Annotated in this window: 15 protein-coding genes, 2 tRNA genes and 2 pseudogenes; 13 read left to right on the top strand and 6 right to left on the bottom strand. The window is 48.2% G+C overall.

The window, feature by feature from the left end; genetic code table 11:
* The first annotated feature begins 121 nt into the window (after window positions 1-121).
* From ACMYSL_RS10790 to ACMYSL_RS10765, 6 genes are read left to right on the top strand one after another with little or no spacing between them, the layout of a single operon-like run.
* On the top strand, window positions 122-1,834 hold the full coding sequence (locus ACMYSL_RS10790; protein ID WP_434662747.1) for a dihydroxy-acid dehydratase: 1,713 nt from the start codon (window positions 122-124) through the stop codon (window positions 1,832-1,834).
* 52 nt (window positions 1,835-1,886) lie between these two features.
* The gene (locus ACMYSL_RS10785) at window positions 1,887-3,191 is read left to right on the top strand and encodes an FAD-dependent oxidoreductase (protein ID WP_434662745.1); all 1,305 of its coding nucleotides are present in this window, start codon (window positions 1,887-1,889) and stop codon (window positions 3,189-3,191) included.
* Between the two features lie 11 nt (window positions 3,192-3,202).
* Window positions 3,203-4,099 carry an NAD(P)-dependent oxidoreductase gene (locus ACMYSL_RS10780; protein WP_434662742.1) on the top strand — a complete coding sequence of 299 codons (897 nt, stop codon included), beginning with the start codon at window positions 3,203-3,205 and terminating at the stop codon, window positions 4,097-4,099.
* Window position 4,100: 1 nt separating this feature from the next.
* Window positions 4,101-4,862: an HpcH/HpaI aldolase family protein gene (locus tag ACMYSL_RS10775; RefSeq protein ID WP_434662741.1), complete on the top strand. Its 762-nt coding sequence runs from the start codon at window positions 4,101-4,103 to the stop codon at window positions 4,860-4,862.
* Between the two features lie 57 nt (window positions 4,863-4,919).
* Window positions 4,920-6,272 carry an MFS transporter gene (locus tag ACMYSL_RS10770; RefSeq protein ID WP_434662739.1) on the top strand — a complete coding sequence of 451 codons (1,353 nt, stop codon included), beginning with the start codon at window positions 4,920-4,922 and terminating at the stop codon, window positions 6,270-6,272.
* 57 nt (window positions 6,273-6,329) lie between these two features.
* Complete coding sequence (locus tag ACMYSL_RS10765) at window positions 6,330-7,853, top strand: UxaA family hydrolase (protein ID WP_434662736.1); 1,524 nt, start codon at window positions 6,330-6,332, stop codon at window positions 7,851-7,853.
* A gap of 46 nt (window positions 7,854-7,899) precedes the next feature.
* Here ACMYSL_RS10765 and ACMYSL_RS10760 read toward each other — a convergent pair whose 3' ends face one another.
* The 3 genes from ACMYSL_RS10760 to drpB are packed head-to-tail and all read right to left on the bottom strand — an operon-like array spanning window position 7,900 to window position 10,403.
* On the bottom strand, window positions 7,900-9,327 hold the full coding sequence (locus ACMYSL_RS10760) for a DNA cytosine methyltransferase (protein ID WP_434662733.1): 1,428 nt from the start codon (window positions 9,325-9,327) through the stop codon (window positions 7,900-7,902).
* Window positions 9,328-9,383: 56 nt separating this feature from the next.
* Window positions 9,384-10,079: a phosphohydrolase gene (locus ACMYSL_RS10755; RefSeq protein ID WP_434662731.1), complete on the bottom strand. Its 696-nt coding sequence runs from the start codon at window positions 10,077-10,079 to the stop codon at window positions 9,384-9,386.
* A gap of 42 nt (window positions 10,080-10,121) precedes the next feature.
* Entirely contained in the window at window positions 10,122-10,403 is a 282-nt protein-coding gene (gene drpB / locus ACMYSL_RS10750) for a cell division protein DrpB (RefSeq protein ID WP_182239685.1), read from the bottom strand.
* Window positions 10,404-11,045: 642 nt separating this feature from the next.
* On the opposite strand from drpB, the gene ACMYSL_RS10745 reads away from it, so the two are divergent.
* The 3 genes and pseudogenes from ACMYSL_RS10745 (at window position 11,046) to ACMYSL_RS10735 (ending at window position 14,035) form a co-directional block, all read left to right on the top strand.
* The gene (locus ACMYSL_RS10745; protein WP_434662728.1) at window positions 11,046-12,110 is read left to right on the top strand and encodes a porin; all 1,065 of its coding nucleotides are present in this window, start codon (window positions 11,046-11,048) and stop codon (window positions 12,108-12,110) included.
* Between the two features lie 2 nt (window positions 12,111-12,112).
* A pseudogene (locus ACMYSL_RS10740) lies at window positions 12,113-12,394 on the top strand (H-NS family histone-like protein); the annotation flags it as partial.
* A gap of 348 nt (window positions 12,395-12,742) precedes the next feature.
* Complete coding sequence (locus ACMYSL_RS10735) at window positions 12,743-14,035, top strand: haloacid dehalogenase-like hydrolase (RefSeq protein WP_434662726.1); 1,293 nt, start codon at window positions 12,743-12,745, stop codon at window positions 14,033-14,035.
* Between the two features lie 100 nt (window positions 14,036-14,135).
* Here ACMYSL_RS10735 and ACMYSL_RS10730 read toward each other — a convergent pair whose 3' ends face one another.
* Both ACMYSL_RS10730 and ACMYSL_RS10725 read right to left on the bottom strand, forming a co-directional pair.
* Window positions 14,136-14,345: a tetratricopeptide repeat protein gene (locus ACMYSL_RS10730; protein WP_434664026.1), complete on the bottom strand. Its 210-nt coding sequence runs from the start codon at window positions 14,343-14,345 to the stop codon at window positions 14,136-14,138.
* A gap of 498 nt (window positions 14,346-14,843) precedes the next feature.
* Window positions 14,844-14,933: transfer RNA gene (locus tag ACMYSL_RS10725), tRNA-Ser, on the bottom strand.
* 90 nt (window positions 14,934-15,023) lie between these two features.
* Between ACMYSL_RS10725 and mtfA the strand changes: the two genes are divergently transcribed.
* Together mtfA and ACMYSL_RS10715 are read left to right on the top strand one after the other, a co-directional pair.
* A complete protein-coding gene (gene mtfA, locus ACMYSL_RS10720) occupies window positions 15,024-15,824 on the top strand; it encodes a DgsA anti-repressor MtfA (RefSeq protein WP_304260063.1) in 801 nt (266 codons plus the stop codon).
* A gap of 100 nt (window positions 15,825-15,924) precedes the next feature.
* Window positions 15,925-16,000: transfer RNA gene (locus tag ACMYSL_RS10715), tRNA-Asn, on the top strand.
* 880 nt (window positions 16,001-16,880) lie between these two features.
* On the opposite strand, the gene ACMYSL_RS10710 is transcribed toward ACMYSL_RS10715, so the two are convergent.
* Entirely contained in the window at window positions 16,881-17,024 is a 144-nt protein-coding gene (locus ACMYSL_RS10710) for an IS1 family transposase (RefSeq protein ID WP_434662724.1), read from the bottom strand.
* Between the two features lie 383 nt (window positions 17,025-17,407).
* Here ACMYSL_RS10710 and ACMYSL_RS10705 point away from each other — a divergent pair, with 383 nt between their 5' ends.
* Together ACMYSL_RS10705 and ACMYSL_RS10700 are read left to right on the top strand one after the other, a co-directional pair.
* Window positions 17,408-18,922: a bifunctional metallophosphatase/5'-nucleotidase gene (locus ACMYSL_RS10705; protein ID WP_434664024.1), complete on the top strand. Its 1,515-nt coding sequence runs from the start codon at window positions 17,408-17,410 to the stop codon at window positions 18,920-18,922.
* Window positions 18,923-19,162: 240 nt separating this feature from the next.
* Window positions 19,163-20,043, top strand: a pseudogene (locus tag ACMYSL_RS10700) (nucleoside-specific channel-forming protein Tsx).
* Window positions 20,044-20,047: the final 4 nt, after the last annotated feature.

The following is a 20,047-nucleotide window of genomic DNA, read 5'->3' as shown; positions in this document are numbered from 1 at the left end:
ACGTTTGAAAACCCTCCATTATGTGATCTCAATTACACTTCTCTTAAAAATTGGTTGGACAACCAACCCAAACGGAGGATATTTCGGATCGTAAAACCACAACCCGATAAAGGAATTCAAGATGTACAGAAGCAATTTCAAGCCGGGATCCACCCGCTGGGCAGTACGTCGTGCACAATGGCGCAGTATGGGGATCCGCGAAGAAGACATGCATAAACCGAAGATCGCGATCATCAATACCTCTAACAAACTCTCCTGCTGCTATGTCCATCTGGATGAGCTGTGCCGGATCGTCGAGCAGGCAATCCGCGATGCGGGCGGGCTACCGTTTGAAGTACGCACCGTCGCCCCCAGCGACTTCGTCACCAGCGCCGGGAAAAAAGCGCGTTATCTGATGCCGACCCGCGACCTGATGGTCAATGAAGTGGAATGCATGATGGAAGGCGCGGTGCTGGACGGGATGATCTGCCTATCCTCCTGCGATAAAACCACTCCAGCGCATCTGATGTCGGCGGCGCGGCTGAATGTCCCTTCCCTGCTGCTGACCTGTGGTTATCAGGTGGGCGGCAAGTGTTCAAACGAAAAATTCGACGATCAGTTCTTCGATATTGATGACGTTTACGAGCAGGTTGGCGCGCTGGCAACGGGAGCCATCAGCGAAAAAGATCTTACCGACATGACTGATGTCGCAATCCAGTCACCGGGCGTCTGCGCCGGTCTGGGTACCGCTAACTCCATGCATATCGTCGCCGAAGCATTAGGTATGACGCTGCCAGGCAACTCACCGATCTGGGCCAATGGCCGCAAGGTGAAAGAGTACGCCCAGGCCGCCGGGAAACGAATCGTCGAACTCACTCAGCAGCAGGTTTTGCCGCGCGACATACTTACCGAAAAAGCGATTCAGAACGCAGTGATGACCGTGCTGGCGGTCGGCGGTTCGGTCAATACCGTTCGCCATCTTTCAGCGGTTGCCACCGAGGCAGAACTGCCGATCGATGTGGTTGGCCTATATGAAAAGTACGGCAAAAACATCAAATTACTGACCTCTGTTCGCCCTAACGGCCCGTTCCGCACGGAAGATCTGGAAGCGGCGGGCGGCACCACGGCGGTGATGAATCAGCTGCGCAATTTCCTCAACCTGGATGCGCTGACGGTCACGCAAAAAACCGTCGGTGAGAACATTAAAGACGCGGTAGTGAAAAACCACGAGGTGATCCGCACGCTGGATAACCCGGTCAGCCAGCGCCCTGGCGTCGCTATCCTGCGCGGCAACCTCGCCCCGGACGGCGCGATTGTCAAGCTCTCCGCCGTACCGGGAGAACTGGAACAATTTACCGGTCCAGCCAATATCTGCGAAGGTGAAGACGAAGCCATTGAAGCGTTGGGCGAAGGGAAAATCCAGAAAGGCGACGTGATTGTTCTGCGCAATATGGGCCCGGCTGGCGGCCCCGGTACGGTGTTTGCCTGTAGCTTTGTAGCAGCCCTCAACGGCGCGGGGATCGCGGCGCACGTAGCGGTGATCACCGATGGTGAACTCTCGGGCCTGAATCGCGGCATTATCGTCGGCCAACTGATGCCTGAAGCTGCCGCTGGCGGGCCATTGGCGGTGATAGAACAAGGTGAGACCGTACATATCAACTTCGTCGACCTCAGCATCAATATGGATGTTCCGCAGGAAGTGATTGATGCCCGTCTGGCGCAATGGCAGCCCAAACCTCTGCCGCTGGGCGGCGGAAGCGGCACCTATCTGTCGCAATATGCCCAACTGGTCCAGCCGATTGCGCAGGGCGCAGTGCTGGGGAAACGACGCATCCACGCGAAAAACATCGATTAATCATTAAATTATGAGGGTGACAGCCTCACCCTCATGACAGAGGAGGCACGTCATGCAAACCTGGCACGAAGTCGCCAACGAGATCCCCGTCACCTATGACGTTGACGTTCTGGTGGTGGGTGGTGGTCCAACCGGTGTTGCCGCAGCCACCGCCGCCGCGCGCGCTGGTGAAAACACCCTGCTGATTGAACGCTACGGTTTTTGCGGCGGTATGGCGACAGCGGGTATGTCGGGCGCGATTTGTGGTCTGTTTACTTCAGGCAAAGGTCCTCATGAGCAGCTGGTGCACGGCTTTGCCGGTGAATTTTACCAGCATCTGAAACACCGCGGTGCCGTGAGCGAACCGTTCCCGTTTGGCGAAACGCGCCTGGTCGTCCATGAGCCACACACCTGGAAAGAGGTGGCCGACGATTTACTCGCTGACAGCGGCGCGCAGATGCTGTTCCACACCCTTGCCACCGACGTGGTGATGGAGGGCAATCAGCTGCAAGGGGTGATTATCGAAAACAAAAGCGGACGGCAGTTAATTACCGCCCGTCGCTTTATCGATGCCACCGGCGACGGTGATCTCTGCGTCAAAGCAGGCGTACCTTACACCTGCGGACGCAACGGTCTGGTCCAGTATCCAACAATGGTGTTCCGTATGGGCAACGTCGATATCGAACGCGGCATTGGTCACCCGGTCGCCCAACTGGAAGCCTGGGTCGAAGCCGCACAGGCACAAGGCTATCACCTGCCTCGCAAGCATATTTATCTGCTGCCCTCGCCTCGCCCCGGCGAAGTGATGTGCAACGTCACCAGCATTTTGCGTGACGATGGCAGACCGATTGATGCCACATGCGCAGAAGATCTGACCTTTGCCGAACTCAAGGGGCGCAAGCAGGTACGCGAATACGAGCGTTTCCTGCTCGCCCGGGTTCCGGGATTCGAGCAGGCGCACCTGAACGATGTCGCGGCGCAAATTGGCATCCGCCAGAGTCGGACCATTGCAGGTCGCTACCGCCTGACCAACGACGATGTTTTCCAGGCGCGCAAAAGCGAACGCAAAGTTGCCAGCAGCGCCTGGTGCATCGAAGCACACGGTCAGGACGGCATCTTTATGTTCTACCTCGACAACGACTGGTACGACATTCCGTACGACACATTGGTGCCAGAAAACGTTCCAAACCTGATTACAGCAGGCCGTACGCTATGCGCCGAGCATGAAGCGTTGGCCTCGGCCCGCGTCACCGCGCAATGCTTTTTGACGGGCTTCGCTGCCGGAACCGCCGCCTGGTTAAGCCATCGCGAAGGGTGCGCATTCGCAGATATCGATGTTGCGGAGCTGCGCAGCATTATTGAATACCAAACTTATTAAGGGTGATACAGATGAAACCAGTTTTAGGCTTTATTGGTCTGGGCATTATGGGCAAACCGATGGTGCGCAATCTGCTGAAAGCAGGCTATAGCGTCAATGTTTACAGCATCGTGGCGCAGGATGTGGAAGAGATTGCCCGTGATGGCGCTATCGGTCAGGCATCCGCTCGTGCGGTCGCCGAAGCGGCAGATATTACCATCACCATGGTACCGAATACGCCGCAGGTGGAAGATGTCCTGTTTGGCGAAAACGGCCTGGCACCAGCGCTGCGTGAAGGTAAAGTCGTTATCGATATGAGCACCATCTCTTCGCTGGCGACAAAACAATTTGCTGACACCATCAAGTCGCTGGGAGCACGAATGCTCGATGCCCCGGTAAGCGGCGGTGATAAAGGCGCGAAAGGGGGTACGTTGTCAATTATGGTGGGCGGCGAAGCCGAGGTCTTTGAACGCTGTAAACCGATCCTCGAAGTGCTTGGCTGCCGCGTCACTCATGTCGGCGACAACGGCGCAGGCCAGGTCGTGAAATCCTGCAACCAGGTTCTGGCCGCCGCCACCATGGCCGCGCTGGGGGAATCGCTGGTAATGGGGGCAAAAGCAGGCGTCGATCCGGCCAAAATCGTCGAGGTGCTCTCAGCAGGATACGCCCGTTGTGGCGCGCTGGATATTCGCGGCAGCCTGCTGCTGGAGCGCAATTTCGACCCCGGTTTTATGACTCGTCTGCAGTACAAAGACCTCAATCTGGCAATGGAGCTCAGCCAGGGAATTGACTCCCCCATGCCGATCGCCAGCCTGGTGCGCGAACTGTATAAAACCTGTATGGCGCAGGGCATCGGCAACGAGGATCACTCCAACATTATTAAAGTGTTTGAGCAGCTATCCGGTATCGAAATCAAAGCAAGGAGCTAACATGCGTTTTCCCGATTTAAAACAACGGCTCCGCGAGGGGCCGCTACACGGCTGCTTTGTCACCTTCCCTTCAGCGGCGATAACTGAATTTACCGCTGCTATCGGATTTGATTTTGTGCTTATCGATAACGAGCACGGCAATATGAATCCGGAGACGATAGAAGATATGGTACGCGCCTCGCACGGTCAGCAGGTGCCCTGCCTGGTGCGGGTTCCTTACAATCGCGCCGAATATATGCGCAAAGCGCTGGATTTCGGCGCCGATGGCGTGCAGGTACCGCTGGTCAATACCGTAGAAGATGCTCGCGCCGCCGCCCTGCCCACACTGTTTCCACCGCAGGGCGAACGCGGAGTCGCCTTCCTGCCGCGCGCAGCCAACTACGGTATGTGCGCCGATAAAGCGCGATATCTGGCCGAAGCCAACGCCTCGCGGGTGCTATCGGTACATATTGAAACAACAGAAGCAGTAGAGAATCTGGATGAGATCCTCGCCGCAGGGCTGGCCGATGTATATTTCATCGGGCCGGGGGATTTGGCCGTTTCGATGGGCTACGGTCACGATCTCAACCATTCCGATGTACTGGCAACCATAGAGCGCTGTATTCGCAAAATCGCCGCCAGCGGCAATATTGCCGGGACCTACGTGGGAACCCCGGAGCGTGCCGCAGAAGCGATAAGCTGGGGCGCGCACTACCTGGTGACGGCCATCACACCGCATATGGTGAGCGGCGCAAAACACTACTTACAAATAAAAAACCAATAACGACTCTCTATCCTACAAACTTTTCCGGCGTTAACTGCCGGAACGGGAGAATGCACAATGAGCATTGCAGGCAAGAAAACGCACGCCCGATATTACATCTTATTTATGATAACCCTCGTCTTAACCCTAGCGACCGGAGATCGCGCCACGCTCTCCGTTGCCGGGCCGGAGATGCAAAAAGAGCTGGGTATCAGCGCCGTTGAAATTGGTTATCTCTTTTCCGCGTTCAGTTGGGCGTACGTCATCAGTATGACGCCTGCAGGCTGGGTGGCCGATAAAGTTGGCTCCAAACGGGCTATGTTTCTCGGGATCCTGCTGTGGTCAGTGATGACGGTATTTATGGGATTAGTCAGCTACGTCACCTTTGTCGTCCCCGCCCTGTTGATCCTGCGTTTCCTGCTCGGCGTATGCGAATCACCGGTTGGCCCCTCAGCCGGTCGTATCATCGCCGCCTGGTTTCCCTCTCAGGAGCGTGGCGTAGCAGGTGCCATCTTCAACAGCGCACAGTACGCTTCACTGGCGATATTCACTCCGCTGATGGCCTGGCTATGCCACGCCTTCGGCTGGGACCACGTATTTATCGTCATGGGGGTCATCGGCATTATGATCGCCTTCTGCTGGTCGAAATTCTTTTACGTCCCGACTAAGCATCCGGGAATCAATAACGAAGAGCTGGAGTACCTGAAGGAAGGCGGCGCGCTGGTTGAACTGGACACCGTGGCGAGCGTAAAAGGCGAACGTAAGCGCACAGGATGGCAGGAAATCGGCCAGCTGTTCAAAAGCCGGATGCTGATCGGCATTTTCATCGGCCAGTACTGCATCTCTGCGATTACCTGGTTCTTTATGACCTGGTTCCCGATTTATCTGGTGAAAGAGCGCGGGATGTCAATTCTTCAGGCCGGATTTATGGCCTCCGTCCCGGCGATTTGCGGCCTGATTGGCGGCATTATGAGCGGCTTTTTCTCAGACTGGCTACTGCGTAAAACCAACAACCTGAGCCTGGCGCGTAAGGTCCCGATCACCATCGGTCTGACCATGAGCGCCAGTATGATCCTTTGCAACTACGTCGGCTCAGAAGCGCTGGTGATGTTCCTGATGAGCGCCGCGTTCTTCGGCAAAGGCTTCGGCTCGCTGGGCTGGGCGGTTGTCGCGGATACCGCGCCGAAAGAGATCATCGGTACCACCGGCGGCCTGTTCAACTCTCTGGGCAATATCGCTGGGATCGTCACTCCCGTGGTGATCGGCTACATCCTGCAAGAAACAGGCTCTTTCGCCAACGCGCTGGTCTTCGTTGGAACCCACGGCATCATCGCCGTCTGCAGCTACTGGTTCATCGTCGGCAAGATTGAGCGCCTGAAAATTGCTCCGCGCGATGACGACGCTGTCCCTATGCAAAAACGTGAAGCCTGAACCCTAAATTCTGCTCGCCGGTAGGCGGGCAGAAACAAAAAATAAGGAAGCAATGTTATGACAAAATCTCCGGTTATTCGCCTTGATGAGAAAGACAACGTTGTGGTCGCCCGGGTCGCCATCGCCGCAGGTACCCCAATCGCTGGCGAGAACATCACCACGCTGCAGGATGTTCCGCTGGGCCACAAGGTAGCAACAAGACTCATTAAAAAAGACGAACCGATCCTCAAGTACAACACGGTCATCGGCTTCGCGCCTGAAGACCTCCCGCCAGGTACCTGGCTGCACAGCCACAACATCGTATTTGAGGATTTTCAGCGTGACTACGCCTTTAGTCGCGACTATCGCCCGGTACAAACCGTGCCACCAGAACAGCGCCGCACCTTCGATGGCTACGTGCGTGAAGATGGTCGAGTCGGGACGCGCAATATTCTCGGCGTGTTCGTGGTCGGAAACTGCGGCGCGACGGTGGCGCGTAAAATAGCCGCTCACTTTACCGAAGAACGCCTGCAAGCATGGCCAAACGTTGACAACGTAGTGCCCTACGTTCATGAACTGGGCTGCGGCATGGAGATGAGCGGGGAACCGATGGATCTACTGCGCCGCACCTTAGCAGGGTATATCAATAACCCCAACACTGCGGGCGCGCTGGTTGTGGCGCTGGGCTGCGAGCGTAACAACATCCACGGTTTCTTTGAACAAATGGGTCTGAAAGAGACTCCGATGCTGCGCAAACTGGTGATTCAAGATACTGGCGGAACGCGAAAAACCATCGATGAAGGTATCGCTATTATCGAATCCATGCTGCCACAAGCTAATGCCGTCAAACGCCAGCCGGTCTCCGTTGAGCATCTGACCGTCGGGCTACAATGCGGTGGTTCCGACGGTTTCTCCGGGCTTTCCGCCAACCCGGCGCTGGGCGTTGCGATGGATCTTCTGGTCGAACAAGGAGGAACCGCAATTCTCTCAGAAACCACTGAAATATTCGGCGTGGAGCACACCCTCACCGCGCGCGCTGTCACCCCCGAAGTGGGTCAAAAGCTCGTCGACTGTATCAACTGGTGGCTGGAGTATAATAAAGGACGCGATTGTCAGATTAATGGCCGGGTTAGCCCTGGCAACAACGCGGGCGGGCTGGCAAACGTACTGGAGAAATCACTGGGCGGGGCCAAAAAAGGCGGTAACTCTCCGCTAATGGAGGTTTACCGCTATGCATACCCGGTTACGCAAAAAGGGTTGGTCTTTATGGACACCCCCGGCTATGACCCGGTTTCAGCAACCGGTCAGGTTGCTGGCGGTGCCAATATGATTGCCTTCACCACCGGGCGCGGTTCCTGCTTTGGCTCAATGCCCGCACCAACGGTGAAGCTTGCCAGCAACACTCCGATGTATCAGCGTATGACGGAAGATATGGATCTCAATTGCGGTGTGGTCATTGATGGTGATGCCACGCTACGTCAAATGGGGGAAGCGATTTTTGAAAAAATCATCGCCATTGCCTCCGGTGAACAAAGCAAGAGCGAAGCATTGGGATTGGGGGAAAACGAGTTTGTTCCCTGGCCAATCGGGGTTCTGGCGTGAATCTTTAACATCATATACGGCATGGTGAGCCCATGCCGTAGGACTATCATTGGCTTTCGCTGACTTTAGCCGATTCACGAATAGCAACCGCCATCGCAATACGCGACTCCAGCAGCTTCGCCACCGCAGCAAACACCGGCACTACTACTGAATTGCCGAACTGACGATAGGCCTGAGTATCCGAAACCGGAATGCGAAAATGATAGCCCTGCGGCGATTCAAACCCCATCAGACGCGCGCACTCGCGGGGCGTCAGCCTGCGTGGACGACGAAGCTGGTTTTCAGGGTCATCAAAATGCTTTTCACCCAGAGGACGATCCCAACCGCGATCGATGAGGATCTCCGCACCATCTTTGTAGTAGCGCGCCGACAGCGTACGCGCCACGCTGTGCGGATTCATAGGGTCAACTAATCCGTAACCAAAGCCGTTACCCCGCTCCTGGTGCTTGCGCGCATAGCGATAGAGATACTTCCACAGCACCTGGGTGAGAATAAATTTAGCATCCACCGCGGGCTCCAGCAGCTCGCCAAATGTCAGGCGCTTAGCCGGATAGAGCGTGGAGATATCACGTAGGGTAAACCCTTCATGCAGTTGCAAATCGCGACGGAAGCCAACCAGCACAATACGCTCGCGGTGCTGAGGTAAAAAATGGCGTCCATCGATGACCTTCGGATCGTCCGCTCCGGTATGATCGGCATCGGCGACTTCATAGCCCAGCTCGTCCAGCGTCTGCATAATGATGCGAAACGTTCGCCCCTTGTCGTGACTCTTTAGGTTTTTGACGTTTTCCAGCACAAAAATAGCGGGTTGCCTGGCGGCAATAATCCTGACAACGTCAAAAAACAGCGTCCCTTGCGTTTCGCAGGCAAAACCATGCGCCCGACCAAGAGCATTCTTCTTTGATACGCCAGCCAAAGAAAAAGGTTGGCAAGGAAAACCAGCCAGCAGAACATCATGCTGCGGGATAGCCTCGCGAATATGCTGCGCAGCTTCCTCATCGCGCACATCCTGACGATGGCTAAGGGTAATATCGCGAATATCCTCATTAAAACGATGCTGCTCAGGGTCGCAGTACCAATTGGCTTTATAGGTACGCACCGCATGCTTATTCCACTCGCTGGTGAAAACGCATTGCCCGCCAATCGCCTCGAAACCATTACGAATACCGCCGATACCGGCAAACAGATCGACAAAGCGGAATCCATAGTGCGGATGATGCGCTGGCGGCTGCGGCAGGAGCGTCAACAGATGGGCTCTCTCCTGTGCGTTTAAACGATTTGCTGCGTGAGGCACCGTCGCTACGCGCTTCAGGATGGCCGGGCTCCAGTGCTGCTCACCAACAGAGATTAACTGTGCCACCAGCGTTTTTACATCGTATATCGCCATCATCTGACGCAACAACGCCTGGGCGTCCTCTCCGTTATGCTCGGCCTTCAAAGATGGGAGACTTTCCTTGGATAAATTTTGCGACATAACCTCAACCAGCCCGACTATTTTTGCAGAGGTTACCATAAATAGCGCAAGCCGTTTTATGCCAGTGGATCAAAGCGCTGTAAAACCGCCTCATCAAGGGCCAGAGGGTCTCCGCAAAGCTCCGCACTTAACTTAGCCATAAACTGCACCAGAAAACGCGCATTGTGCACCGCCATTGCCCTGCCCTTTTCGGTTTGCATGGTTTCAGGCAAGCGCAACAACTTGCACTGGAAATGATCCAGCGCGTACTTCTTGTCATTTAATTCGCGTCTGTCGGCAAAGGGATCGTCGGCATCAAACAAAATATTGTTGAGCGCGCCGGACACGGCAAAAACGCGCGCCAGACCAATCGCCCCCAATGCTTCGAGTCGGTCGGCATCCTGAACAATCTTTGCTTCTTCACTCTGCGGGGGAATTGCAGCGCTAAAACTGTGCGCTTCTATAGCATGCAAGACCGCCGGATAGCGGTCTGCGGGGAAGTCAGGAAAAGATGACTGCAGGATGGCCAGCGTTTTTTCCGCCGCCATCGCCGAGGAGCGACTTCGCTCAGGATGATTTTTCGCCAGGCTGATGACGTCATGAAAATAGCAGGCGGTCAGGATCACCAGCCGATCAACATCAGTATCTTTGGCCAACTGCTGAGCCGTTGCCCAAACCCGGCGAAAGTGTGAAATATCGTGAGCAGAATCCTCTTGCGAGTGATGTCCGATTAACCATGATTCAAACCGCTGCTGCCAGTCAACAAGTTCCATGCGCGTTCCTTTGTGATAAGGCCAGAAACGAGCATAGCAACTTTAATCGTGATGTTCATACATCTGTGGATTAGGTCGCGTGTACCAGGCGATCGCACCGAGAACGACGCCAACGATACCCAACACCAAAAAACCCAGCAATGCACCGATCCATTTACCTGCCGTTGAACCTAACTCGCCGTCAATCGTCACGCCAGGTACGCTCTGGATCTGCCCAACAACCCACCAGTAGCGCGCCATCGCCCAGAGGAAGTAACCGCAAAAGACATAAAATGCCCACAGCGCAAGTTTACCTCCAGGACTCCGTTTCGCTTTATCTTCCATTAGCTTACTCTCCATTTACTCAACAACAGATACCGCCGACAGCAGTCAAAAATAGTGATATTTGTCACATTGTATAATAAAAATGCTTTCCAGGCAGCAGATCTCTCTATCCTCTTTAAGCCTGGTTCTCGCTCCATTCGCTCTACTGCTAATCGCCACATATTTTCAATGAATTCTATCTTATTTTAAATAATGCAAATTGATGAAAGCAGGTGAGAATTTTCCTGCACTTTCCTGCTGATTCCATCTAAACAAGATTAATACCCTAAGTTTATTCCCCGTAAAGTCTCATCACCCCATCATTTTGAAATGGCGCATGCAAAAAACGAATTTACCCGTGAACATTACCCACAAAAATATAAATTACAAAATCATTTAAATTGTAAATTTCATCAATAATACAAATTACTTATAAAAACACATAAGTTCATGTTATTGAAAAACATACACACAAGAAATAAATTAAAACAAATCAATAGATTTTAAATATAAAGAATCACTCAGAAACATTTTGTAATATTAGATATAATTTACTTACATCTTTCATTTAAAGAAAAATGAACTTAATCGCTAGTATCAAATAGTCTCCCCGGAGGGAATGACAACATTCATATTAATTATGATTAAAAGGGAATATATATAATGAAAAGAAAAGTACTGGCAATTCTGGTTCCAGCTTTATTAGTCGCTGGTGCCGCTAACGCAGCAGAAATCTATAATAAGAACGGCAACAAACTGGATTTCTACGGAAAAATGGTTGGCGAGCACATCATGACCCATGATGGCGACAACAACAACTCTGACGATACCTCCTATGCACGTTTCGGTATCAAAGGCGAAACTCAGATTAGCAGCGAACTGACCGGTTATGGCCAGTTTGAATACAACATCAAAGCGGACAAACCAGAAGGTCAGCAGTCTGATGACACCCGTCTGGCGTTTGCTGGCCTGAAATTCGGTGAATACGGTTCATTTGACTACGGCCGTAACTACGGCGTTGTTTATGACGCAGCGGGTTACACCGATATGCTGGTTGAGTGGGGCGGCGACGGCCTGGTCTACACTGACAACTTCATGACCGGTCGTACCAACGGCGTAGCGACCTACCGTAACACCGACTTCTTCGGTATGGTTGATGGTCTGAACTTTGCCCTGCAGTATCAAGGTAAAAACAATGATACTTCTACCCCTGCAGAAGCAAACGGCGACGGTTTCGGTTTCTCTGTTAACTACAACATCGACGGCTTCGGCTTAGTAGGCGCTTATAGCAACGCTGACCGCGTTGACGAGCAAGCTCGTGACCATAAAGGCGAAACAGCAGAAGTCTGGGATTTGGCTGCCAAATATGATGCAAACAATGTTTACGCATCAGTTATGTACGGTGAATCCCATAACATGACCCCGATGGAAAAAGGTGGTTTCGCCAACAAGACTCAGAACATTGAAGCCGTTGTTCAGTACCAGTTCGACTTCGGTCTGCGTCCGTCTCTGGGCTATGTCTATGCGAAAGGCAAAGATCTGGGTCCAAGACAAGATACCAATGCTGATATCATGAACTACGTTGAACTGGGTACCTGGTACTACTTCAATAAAAACTTCAACGTATACACTGCATACAAATTCAACCTGATGGATGACGAAGATGCAGCTGTTACTGGCGCGTCTACCGACGACCAGTTCGCTGTAGGTATCACCTACCAGTTCTAAGTTTGTTAATTAATCTCAAGCCCGCCTCGTGCGGGCTTTTTTTGTTTTTGGCAACTCTGGAAGAGATGCTGGAAAAACTCTCTTCTGTCGCTGAAGATTGTCGTGAGGAAGAAAGTACCGTCCGTAAAGAACAAGAAGAACGTCAGGCTAAATTACAAGCCTTCCGCCAGAAACTGTTAGAAGATGGTATTGATCCTGCTGAACTATTCGCAGCGGTTGGTTTATCTCATCCTAAAACCAAATCGGCACGCACTCCACGCCCTGCTAAATACAAATATACAGATGCATTGGTGCTTTAGCATACCCGTTTGCATATTACGCTTTAGAAGTATCAGCACAGAGGATAGTGTCAAAAAAATCCTGGGACAGACATTTTGGTGATTTAGGTTCATCAAGGGTGTTGTTCTTGTCCATTTATATATTTTGTATATTATTTATTACTCCTCTCCTTACATTATATTTTTTCATATCAAATAAACACCAATATTGGGCACTGGCATCTGGAGGTTTGCAGGTTATAGGCGCATAAAACATGATAACCATCACATTCATGATAAAGGTGCCAATTTTTGATATAGATGGTTTTTACTTTTTGCTACAGATGATAATGCACCCTAAAAAAGGAATTAACCATGAAAATGACAATAATATACACACTGATATCTGTAATTTTTGGAGTATATGGAACCACAGCCATTGCCGGTAACACAAATCGAGTATCACAAAATTTAGCAACCGTAGTTTCCCAAGAAAAGCAATCAGTTATAGGCAATTGGGACGAGTTCAACTCGAGAAAAATTGATAGACTAATTCAAGAGGCAAAGCAGAAGCCTGCACACTCTTTATATGCTGTTTTTGATTTTGACAACACGACAGCTTTTCTAGATATCGAAGAGGCAACTCTTATATATCAACTGGAAAACCTTAGATTTGCTATGAAACCTGAGATATTGAAAGAGATAATTTACAAAGATATACCGACCTCTAGCTTTAACTCTGATTATAATAATAAAAACAATCAAGCGGTTAATATAAATCTCATTGGTCAAGATATTGTTGATAGCTACACATGGCTATACCATAATTACAATGGATTTGAGGGTAATAAAACGATTGATGAAATTAAAACAAATCCTAATTATATGAATTTTATAGTAAAAATGAGATATTTATATGATGCAATAGGTGGGTCATTCGACCATGAGGTATCTTATCCATGGGTAACGTATCTTTTTTCTGGTATGTCCAAAAAAGAAATATCTGATTTAGTAGACGATACTATTGAGTGGCAAAATAAACAGCCTATCACAAAGGTAACATGGGTAAGCCCAGCAGATATGGCAGGCCGGGCTGGTATCGTATCAGTAACATGGAAAAATGGATTTAGGCTGCTTCCAGAAATGCAGACATTATACAAAAACCTACAGGAGGCAGGGGTTGATGTTTATGTAATTTCCGCTTCTGCTTTAGACGTTATAAAAAGTATCGTTACTATAGATAAATATGGCTTTTCTGTTCCTGAATCTCATGTCTATGCAATGCATCCCTTATACGATAAAGAAGGTAAATTGACTCATAGCCTCGATCCGTACTACCCTCAAACGCAAGGAAAAGGTAAAACCGAAACCATAAAGAAATTTATACAACAACGTTACAAAAATACAGGGCCAATATTCGTTGCTGGCGATAGTGAAGGAGATCAAAACATGATGTCCGACTTTAATGACACAAAGTTAGTTCTCATTATTAACCGGCTACGTTCATCTGACACCATTATTGGTAAATTATCAGCTAAAGCTGTTCGTGACTATAATAAAAATGATGCAAAAATATTATTGCAGGGACGAGATGAAAATAAAGGAGAATTTTTACCATCACAGAGTAGCATACTAATGGGTACTAATAACGAAATATCTTTACCATAGTTGTCGATTTACAGCAATGTCTCTTTTCCAATTAAGAGGCATTGCTACCGAAAGGATATTAAATATTATATTTATAATAACGTCTCACTCCGATATTTCTTTACTTTTTCAACAAATATTCCTGACGTTTACAACCGTCCTTATGCCCATTCTTGCATGCTAGCCCAAACCAAGTTATCGCTTGCCCTGTGTTGATATTTCCCCCTTCACCACGTTCATTCATCACACCGATTTTGACCTGCGCACGCGGATCATTTTGGGCAGCAGCTTTTTCATACCAAATCTTTGCCTGCTGATAATCAACATCCAGTATTTCTCCATATAAATATATGAGACCTAAGGCATACTGAGCTTCTACATCTCCATTTTCACCTGCCGCTTTTAACTTAGAAAGCTGAGAGTCCCTCTCACTGGTCGTGTAAGCACACCCTTTTTAGTTCCACGCACTTTTTGAGATTTCCGTGTTTTCGGCCATCAGCCTGTATTCTTCCAACGCTTTCCTGATTTCACTTCTTTTCATCCATACTCCAACAAACCATTCCCTTTAGACACCCTCACAGGTATCCGTATGAAACACATGCAGTTCAACAATTTTGTTATCCGAGATGCGAGATGGGCTAAGTTGTTGTTTAAGAGTGTGAGCTTGTGAACTAAAGAAGATAAAAGTGGATGCCCTACAAGGAGCAACATGGTAAAAATGACAGCGTTAGAGGTGAGAAAACAGAGCGATAGCAAGAAATTTTAATGCAGGGATTTATGCAGGGCAAAATCAAAAAATCTTCGCAACTTATTGATTTATTTTAATAATTGGCGGAGAGAGGGGGATTTGAACCCCCGGTAGAGTTGCCCCTACTCCGGTTTTCGAGACCGGTCCATTCAGCCGCTCTGGCATCTCTCCGCTGTTGAGGTTGCTATAATGCCAGGTTCTTTGGCATTTTAATAGTTCCTGTCTCTTTAATTCAGTTCAAGTGACGACTTTGCGAGCAATATGATGTTTAAATGGCCCTGGAAAGTAGATGAAGAGTCTGGCAACGCAGAAATCCCCTGGGAACAGGCGCTTGCCATTCCAGTTTTAGCCAATCTCTCCGAGCAGGAGCAGCGGCAACTTGCACAAATGGCAAACCGTTTTTTACAGCAGAAGCGTCTCGTTGCGTTACAAGGACTTGAGCTTACCCCCCTTCATAGCGCCCGTATCGCACTACTGTTTTGCCTGCCGGTTCTCGAACTTGGGATCGAATGGTTAGACGGCTTCCACGAAGTGCTCATCTACCCTGCTCCGTTTGTCGTCGATGATGAATGGGAAGATGATATCGGCCTGGTGCATAACCAACGAATCGTGCAATCCGGGCAAAGCTGGCAGCAAGGCCCCATTGTTCTCAACTGGCTCGACATCCAGGACTCCTTCGACGCCTCCGGTTTTAACCTTATCGTCCACGAAGTTGCGCATAAGCTGGATACCCGCAATGGCGATCGCGCAAGTGGTGTGCCATTCATTCCACTCCGCGAAGTCGCAGGTTGGGAGCACGATCTTCACGCAGCGATGAACAATATTCAGGATGAGATCGATCTGGTCGGCGAAAGCGCCGCAAGCGTTGATGCCTATGCCGCTACCGATCCTGCCGAATGTTTTGCCGTGCTCTCTGAATATTTCTTCAGTGCCCCTGAGCTCTTTGCCCCGCGTTTTCCTGCACTTTGGCAACGTTTCTGCCACTTCTATCGCCAGGACCCGCTGGAGAGATTACGTGAAAATAGCCCACAGAATGAAGGTGATAACCCAGCAGTACACTAAAACAACGGTTTGCACTAAATTTAACCATTTGAATCAGCAAGTTAAATTTAGTGTTGACACAAAAATACGAGGCCAGTAGTATTCGCCTCGTTCACACGATTCCTCTGTAGTTCAGTCGGTAGAACGGCGGACTGTTAATCCGTATGTCACTGGTTCGAGTCCAGTCAGAGGAGCCAAATTTCGATTCTTATGCTTCCCTGTGAGTCTTTATCTATTTTTGATTCAACAGGTTAGCGTAAAAATCCTTCCCGATGCGTATCTTGTCTTTTTCCGCGCCGGTGAAATTAGTTCGCTATAGTAGTGCCCCCGATATCCCTTAATGATTCAAAAAATCCGCAACTTAAAACCCATATCTAAACCCATCAAACTGTCTGATTCGCACTGTCTATTTGATACCAACAACAAGCAACGTATTGCGATAGAAGCGATATGCAGGAAGCATCTGTTATCAGCCCAGTTGCCATGTGACAGTACCTTGTACTATATGAAAGCCGTTGACGATCAATGAAATGGTCGTAGGTCATGAATTCATAGCAGAGGAAATTCATCCGGATATAAATCGCCAGCAGTCGCTGTAAGCTCGCAGTTGTAGTCTTGTGCCAAAGAATGCAGTATTTGCGCTTCGCGCCCTGCAGATAACTGGGTATTGTGGGTAAAACCGTTTGTTTCTACAGCCAGTGGATCTAATGCCTGCTAGCCGCTAATGAGAGCGTTTTAGCGTTATTGCTATCCCCCCCGAAACCATCTTACGATTTTTTCCTGCCCCCAAAGCTGCCACTGGCTTTCCCAGCAGCCAATGCTGTGTTGTTCCCTGGAAATTCCAGGGAATACTAATATCACAGTCATTTATATCTTCATCTATAAACTAAACCTCCCCTTGTTGTCGACGAAACCAGTCTTCCCAGGCAGTAATTACTGCTCCTCGAAGAAAGCATTCACGTGAAATAACATGCGTCTTTACCTTAGGAAAAAGGAGATTCAGTGCTCAAAAATATCCGTGAACCACAATAACCGGACGCACAATCAGAGGAACCGATTCAATCCGTTCTGGTTGCTCTATTTCCCTATGTAACTACTGTTTGGGTATCCAGACCCTTTACAAGCGCGACATTGAATGCGCTGTGTTCCCTGTGGATTATGGCCATCATAAATAGTTTCTTTGCCATAACATACAGGACAAAAAACCTCTTTCAGAGGCATATACGGTTAAGTGAACAGATCGCTATTCATTAAATTGTTGCTCATTAAACAGAGGGGGATAACTTCCACATACCCAGCATGTGGAATGCTGGATATCCCAACCTGTATTCTGACCAACTGTAATCTACAAATGCTGATATTGACAGTCCCAAATTGAGGCAACCAAACGATTTGCAGGTATTCATTGTAAATAGAGTCAATATAAGCCACCAACGATTTCAATGGGTCGCTTATTTTTCCTCATAACTCTTGCTTAATTTTGTGAGTAGACACACATAAAAAACCATTTCAGAACGTAAAGTAACGAATCTTTATATGACTGAAAGGAACTGATTATGAAAATAAAAACAAAACTTAGTTTAATTACATTATGTCTGTCCGCAATGTTAGTCACACCCGTTAATGCCAGGGATGTGACTATTTATTATACCAATGATTTACATGCTCATGTCTCTCCTGGTAAAATCCCAGCCGTCGACAAAGAACGTCTGGTAGGTGGTTTTGCTAACATAGCGACCATCGTTAATGATGCTAAGAAAAAAAGTAAAGATGTCTTTTTCTTTGATGCAGGAGATTACTTTACCGGTCCCTATATAAGCACCCTCACCAAGGGTGAAGCTATCATTGATATAATGAATACAATGCCTTTTGATGCGGTATCTGTGGGTAACCACGAATTTGACCATGGTGTTGATAATATGGTTAAGCAGTTATCAAAAGCGAACTTCCCCGTTTTGCTGGGTAATGTTTTTTATACCAACAGTGATAAACCCGTTTGGAATAATCCCTGGACGATTGTCGAAAAAGATGGCCTAAAAATTGGCGTAATTGGAGTACATCAAAAATTTGCATTTTATGACACTATTGCGGCGAAGGCATATGCTGGCTCAGAAGCTCGTGATGAAGTGCCTTATATTCAAAAAGGGCTTGATGCGTTAAAAGGCAAAGTTGATATCATCGTGCTGCTTATCCATGAAGGTACACCAGCGCGTCAATCGAGTTATGGGAACAAAGACGTAGCCAGAATGTTGCAAGCCGATATCGATACCGCAAAGAAATTTAAGGGTATTGATGTGCTAATCACAGGACATGCTCATGTCGGTACGCCTGAGCCAATTAAAGTCAATGACACGCTCGTTGTTTCCACGGATGCGTATGGTACTGATATTGGTAAATTAATATTGGATTTTAACCCTCAGACTAAAAAAATTGAAGGTTATAACGGTAAATTAATCACAGTATTTGCTGACGAATATAAACCAGATCCAAAAGTACAAGCCAAGATAGATGAGTGGAATGCTAAGCTGAAAAATATCACTGACCAGGTTATTGGGTCGACAACGGCACCATTCACTCGCTCTTATGGTGAATCGTCACCTGTTGGTAATTTAGTTCTTGATGCCATGATGGCTAAAGCACCGGACGCCATCGTGGGATTACAAAACAGCGGAGGATTGCGTGCTGATTTTCCACAAGGACATTTAAAATATGGTGATGTAATTACTACTTTCCCATTTAATAACGAACTGGTTGAAATGGACCTTACCGGAAAGGATCTCACCGATTTAATGATTCACGCAACTAATCTCACTAATGGGGTTTTGCAAGTGTCAAAAAGCGTTCATGTTGAATATGACAGTAAAAAACCTCTGGGTGAGCGAATCATTAAATTCACAATTAATAATCAACCGGTAGATCCAACCAAAACATATCGGGTTGTTACACACTCATTTTGTGCGACTGGTGGCGATGGGTTTGAGGCGTTCCTGAAAGGAACGAATGTCAAAACGATCAACAGTACCACTTCTGCAGAGTCAATCATTGATTATGTCAAGACTCATAATCCTTTAAAACCTGATCTTGAAATGAGAGTGACTGATGTAAGTGCCGCCAAATAGATCCAATAATAGAGTGATAGAAAACAGACCTGTATTTTAAATAATCAAATACAGTTGATACTAACTTTCCAATAAAACTTGTTTTCTAACATGTTCAGGTATGATTGAGTGGTTAACATCCCTCAATCATATCATAGCGAAGCATTAAAAATAAAATAACCACCTTATATTGGCAAAATGCATAGATTTTATTACAGAGATAGTCTTTTTCAACAAACCTCAATAAATGGAATTATACGCATGAAAAAAATAAAATATTTTTTATCGGGAACACTTATATTATTACCTATCGTAACGTTTGCAGACTCTGGAAATGATGAATATCTATCAGACTGGTGGCATCAAAGCGTTAATATAGTAGGCAGCAATTCTACTCGCTTTGGGCCACAAAAAAGATCAGATCTATATCCAGAGTATCGTGCATGGGCGCATGTAGATTGGTTTGATTTTTATGGCTATGCAGATTTACCAAAATTTTTTGGTTTAGGAAATGATAACGATATCGGCATTTGGGATAATGGTTCTCCATTTTTCGCAGAAATAGAACCTCGTTTTAGCATCGACAAATTAACGGGTGTCGATCTGAGCTTTGGTCCCTTTAAAGAATGGTATTTTGCCCACAACTATATCTATGATGCGGGAACTAACGAAGGGCAGCGCCAGAGTACCTGGTATATGGGCTAGGGACGGATATTGACACAGGGCTACCGATGACTTTATCTGCTAACATCTATGCTAAATACCAAGGAAATAATTATAATGCTGCCAACGAAAATGAATGGGATGGATATCGCTTTAAATTAAAATATTTTATTCCCATTACTACTCTTTTTGGTGGAAAGCTAAATTACGTCGGCTTTACTAATTTTGATTTCGGTTCAGATTTAAAAGAAAAATCAGGTGGTGAACAACAATTTTACTCCCGTACAAATAGCTCGATAGTTACCACCAATGTACTCAGCTTAGTTTATCCTCACTGGAACTATGGAGCGACCCTTCGTTATTTCTATCATGGTCGGCAATTTGAAGAGGGTAGTAAAGCATTTAACAGCAAAGGTCAGATCACCCGCATAGACTCGACGGGATGGGCCTACTATTTAACTGTTGGTTACACTTTTTAAATAT

It is taken from the genome of Klebsiella sp. MISC125, from assembly GCF_051131775.1.
In the GTDB taxonomy this organism is placed as follows: domain Bacteria; phylum Pseudomonadota; class Gammaproteobacteria; order Enterobacterales; family Enterobacteriaceae; genus Klebsiella.
Note: the sequence above shows the minus strand (reverse complement) of the source record. Positions and strands in the feature narration are given on the sequence as shown.